This window comes from uncultured Agitococcus sp., assembly GCF_937920075.1.
Lineage (GTDB): Bacteria > Pseudomonadota > Gammaproteobacteria > Pseudomonadales > Moraxellaceae > Agitococcus.
The window spans coordinates 1-4,232 of record NZ_CALETI010000475.1 but is presented as its reverse complement, the minus strand read 5'-3'; the positions used below and the strand labels follow the sequence as shown (position 1 = coordinate 4,232).

The 4,232-nt window shown below is 37.9% G+C and carries 5 protein-coding genes; all 5 read left to right on the top strand.

Translation table 11 applies throughout. The features are described 5' to 3' along the window. Positions 1 to 157 precede the first annotated feature (157 nt). The 5 genes from Q0212_RS16225 (at position 158) to Q0212_RS16205 (ending at position 4,219) form a co-directional block, all read left to right on the top strand. Positions 158 to 820 (top strand): histidine phosphatase family protein, encoded by a 663-nt coding sequence (locus tag Q0212_RS16225; protein WP_297927463.1) that lies wholly within the window; start codon positions 158 to 160, stop codon positions 818 to 820. Positions 821 to 858: 38 nt separating this feature from the next. Further along, positions 859 to 1,782 (top strand): ABC transporter ATP-binding protein, encoded by a 924-nt coding sequence (locus Q0212_RS16220; RefSeq protein ID WP_297927461.1) that lies wholly within the window; start codon positions 859 to 861, stop codon positions 1,780 to 1,782. A 12-nt stretch (positions 1,783 to 1,794) separates the two neighbouring features. Continuing rightward, a complete protein-coding gene (locus Q0212_RS16215) occupies positions 1,795 to 2,568 on the top strand; it encodes an ABC transporter permease (RefSeq protein ID WP_297927459.1) in 774 nt (257 codons plus the stop codon). A 4-nt stretch (positions 2,569 to 2,572) separates the two neighbouring features. Further along, positions 2,573 to 3,394 (top strand): NADPH-dependent 7-cyano-7-deazaguanine reductase QueF, encoded by an 822-nt coding sequence (queF, locus tag Q0212_RS16210; RefSeq protein ID WP_297927457.1) that lies wholly within the window; start codon positions 2,573 to 2,575, stop codon positions 3,392 to 3,394. Positions 3,395 to 3,544: 150 nt separating this feature from the next. Continuing rightward, positions 3,545 to 4,219 carry a hypothetical protein gene (locus tag Q0212_RS16205; protein ID WP_297927455.1) on the top strand — a complete coding sequence of 225 codons (675 nt, stop codon included), beginning with the start codon at positions 3,545 to 3,547 and terminating at the stop codon, positions 4,217 to 4,219. The last annotated feature ends 13 nt before the right edge of the window (positions 4,220 to 4,232 follow it).

Sequence of the window (4,232 nt, the reverse complement as noted above, 5' to 3'; positions counted from 1 at the left end):
TGCGTAAACAAAATACCCCCCTCAGTCCCCCCTTATTAAGGGGGGATGCCAAAGGCAGGGGGGTAAATGGATGCAAAAAAGCCTGAAAATATAAAAGGAGGGATAACTAGATGCGTTATACTGACCAACAATAATATTTATTGTTTGATTTACGATTATGTTACACCCAAGTTTAGAACCTGCTTTAGCGCAAATTCCCCAAGATCGACCTGTTATTTTATTTACCCGTCATTCCCTACGAGAGTTAGCACCCAACAATGGTGTGCCTAGTTATGATTTGCCATTAACGCCAGAAGGTGTGTTGTTGGCTGAGCAATGGGGTGCAACTTTAGGCAAAAAAATCAGTGCTTTTTATTCCAGTCCTGTTGGGCGTTGTCTGGATACCGCTTTAGCCATGGCAAGAGGTGCAGATGTAGCGTTGGCGATTGAGCAAACCAAAGTCTTAGTTGAACCTGGTTGTTTTGTGCATAGTATTCGTCATGTTGGCCCGTTATTTTTGCAAATGGGGCCAGTCGCATTTGCTAATCATCATCTACAACACATGATGGAAGGCATTTTGTCGCCCAAAGAAGGTGCTGCTAAATTAATTGAACATTTTTATCAAAGCCAACAGCAACAAACAGCAGGAAATTTAATTGTTCATGTGTCACATGACACCATTATTGCTGCTTTTATTTATCATCTTTTGCAGAAAACGCAGATTAATGAGGAAGATTGGCCGTGGATGATGGAAGGTGCATGGTTGTGGTTTGATAATTCGTCCCTATATTACTTATGGCGTGGCATACAGGGTCAAGTCAGCTTGGCAGATTATTTATAACTCCCTCTCCTTGTGGGAGAGGGTCGGGGTGAGGGGTTATGACAACAGCATTAGTGATCGAGAATCTAACCAAAACCTACAAAAATGGTTTTCAGGCCTTAAAAGGCATTAATTTACGTGTTGAACAAGGCGAGTTTTACGCGCTCTTAGGGCCAAATGGCGCAGGTAAATCAACAACGATTGGCATTATTAGTTCTTTAGTCAAAAAGACCACAGGTAATGTCTCGGTATTTGGTTATGACTTAGACCAAGATTTATCTTTAGCGAAACAACAACTGGGTGTTGTGCCTCAAGAGTTTAACTTTGGTCAGTTTGAGAAAGTGGTTGATATTGTCGCTACACAAGCAGGTTATTATGGCATTGATAAAAAATTAGCCTATGAACGTGCCGAAAAGTATCTCAAAAAACTGGGTATTTGGGATAAAAAAGACCAACAAGCACGGATGTTATCAGGGGGGATGAAGCGACGGTTAATGATTGCCCGTGCGATGGTGCATGAGCCAAAACTATTGATTTTGGATGAGCCAACCGCTGGCGTGGACATTGAGTTAAGACGGTCGATGTGGGAGTTTTTAACCGAAATCAATCAACAAGGCACAACGATTATTTTAACCACCCATTATTTAGAAGAAGCAGAAATGTTGTGTCGCCGTATTGCCATTATTGATAAAGGGCAAATTGTTGAAGACACCGACATGAAAACTTTGCTCAGTAAACTAGATGTTGAACACTTCTTATTGGATGTGCGTGAACCCTTAGCCCAAGCCCCACACATTGACAATATTCCGACTAAATTAATTGACGAACGAACCTTAGAGGTGGCGGTAAACAAAAGCCAATCGCTGAATGAGGTATTTAATGTACTCAATGCAATGCAAATTAATGTTTTGAGTTTACGTAATAAATCCAATCGTTTAGAAGAATTATTTGTCAGTATGGTTGAGAAAAATCTCAACAAATAATCCGAGTTTATTATGACTAATCAGCAAATTTATATTGCCTTACAGACTATTTTAACCAAAGAAATCCGCCGATTTACCCGAATTTGGGTGCAAACATTGTTACCACCTGCTATTACCATGTCTTTATATTTTGTCATTTTTGGCAATATTGTTGGCAGTCGTATTGGTCAAATGGGTGGTTTTGACTATATGCAATACATTGTTCCCGGTTTGATTATGATGTCGGTGATTACCAACTCTTATTCAAATGTGGTGTCCAGTTTTTATAGTGCTAAGTTTCAACGCAGTATTGAGGAATTGTTAGTTTCGCCTGTGCCACATCATATTATTTTAACGGGTTATGTGTTGGGTGGCGTGGCGCGTGGGTTGTTGGTGGGGTTAATTGTTACCATACTTTCTTTATTTTTTACCCATTTGTCACTGCATCATCTATTAGTGATTATTTACTCTGTGTTTCTGACTGCCACATTGTTTTCAATTGGTGGTTTTATTAATGCGGTATTTGCTAAATCTTTTGATGATATTTCGATTGTGCCAACCTTTATTTTAACGCCATTAACCTATTTGGGTGGGGTGTTTTATTCAATCGAAAATTTATCACCATTCTTTCAAAACGTCTCGTTATTTAACCCAATTGTTTATATGGTGAATACCTTTAGATACGGCATTTTAGGGGTAAGTGATGTTAATGTTGGCCTTTCTTTAACGATGATGACGGCCTTAACCATTGGCTTATATTTTTATGCTTTACGTTTGTTGTCTTCAGGACGAGGCATGAAGGAGTAATCGCATGAGTTTTAATTATCAGCAAACTGGTTTAGGTCAAGAAACCGATTACGCCTCAGATTACAACCCACAATTATTGTGTCCATTACCACGCAGCCAAGGACGTCAAGAATTATCATTAAGCAAAGACTTGCCGTTTCAGGGGGTTGATGTTTGGCATAATTATGAAGCTTCGTGGCTAAATGCTAAAGGCAAACCACAAGTGGCAATTGTTCAGTTATTAGTCCCTTGTACCTCTATATTTTTAATTGAATCTAAATCTTTAAAACTTTATTTTAATTCTTTGAATTTTAAAAAGTTTAATAATCAAAAAGAGTTTTTATCTTTGCTAGAAACGGACTTGTCTAAAGCCGCGCAAGCTCCCGTCAAAGCACGATTATTTGCTGTAGATAATGCGTATCAACTCCGCCAATTACAAGGGCAATGTTTGGATAATTTAGAGATTGAATGTGATGATTATGTGTTAAATCCAACCATACTCAGCTGTCAGCCCGCCGCACAAATTGTCTCCGAATCGCTCTATTCGCACTTGTTACGCAGCAATTGCCCTGTCACCAATCAGCCTGATTGGGGCAGTGTGCAAATTAGTTATACAGGTTATGCGCTTAACCACGAAAACTTATTACGTTACTTGATTTCTTTTAGGCAACATAATGATTTTCATGAACAATGTGTTGAGAGAATATTTACCGATATTATGCAATATTGCCAACCACAACAATTGACAGTGCAAGCACACTACACACGACGCGGAGGCTTGGATATTAATCCATACCGTAGCAATTGCCAGCCATTTGTTGAGTTCCAGCGTTTAGCACGGCAATAAACGCTTGTTAATTGTTAGACAATTGTTTAAAAAAACCGAATTTTTGTCATTTGTTCACAAGTTTACCTTGCTAATCAACAGTACACTTGCCAAAATTCAAATCTTAATTAAGGAAAATATCCCTAAGCTCAACCCAAAGAGGAAAAAATAATGGCAACTTATTTTGGTTTTGAACCCAGTACAGGGTTAAAAGCAGACATTGATAAATTATTAGCAAATTTAGCTAATAAAGCACCAGAAGCACAATATCATTTAGCTAATGAGATTTCTTTAAAATTAACTGATGAAATCATTGATGTTTTGTTATTAAATTTAGTTGATTTAATGCAGCATCATGGCGATGGTGATGGCGGTGGTTTGTTAAAGTTTTTAGGTGGTTTTTTAAAGAAAACCATGCATGGTATGTTAAAACTCATGTTAGGTAAGGCAGATAATGCCGAAGTTAACAAACGTGCTGATTATTTACGTGCACGTTCTTTAGCATTACCTAATGATATTGCTCGTATTGGTTTTAAATTAGATGCTGAAACATATCAACATTTTATGAATGCTTTTACGCAAATTGAATCAGGTAATGGTAAGGCTGTGGCTCAAGAGTTAGTTAAAACGATGAAAGTATTTAACGAAGCTTGTATCGTATCTTTCTTTGATGAATTTGTTGCGGTATTAAACTTAGGTATGATTAATCGTAAAGGTGCAAGTGTCACTCGTGGATTAATTCAAAAAGAAAGTAATTCTACGGTTGAAAAATTGATCCCATCTTTAACAGACCAGCAATTTAAAGATTTTGCTGCCTACTTTAAAGCAATGTTAGTAGAGCGTTAATCAGCAATGACAA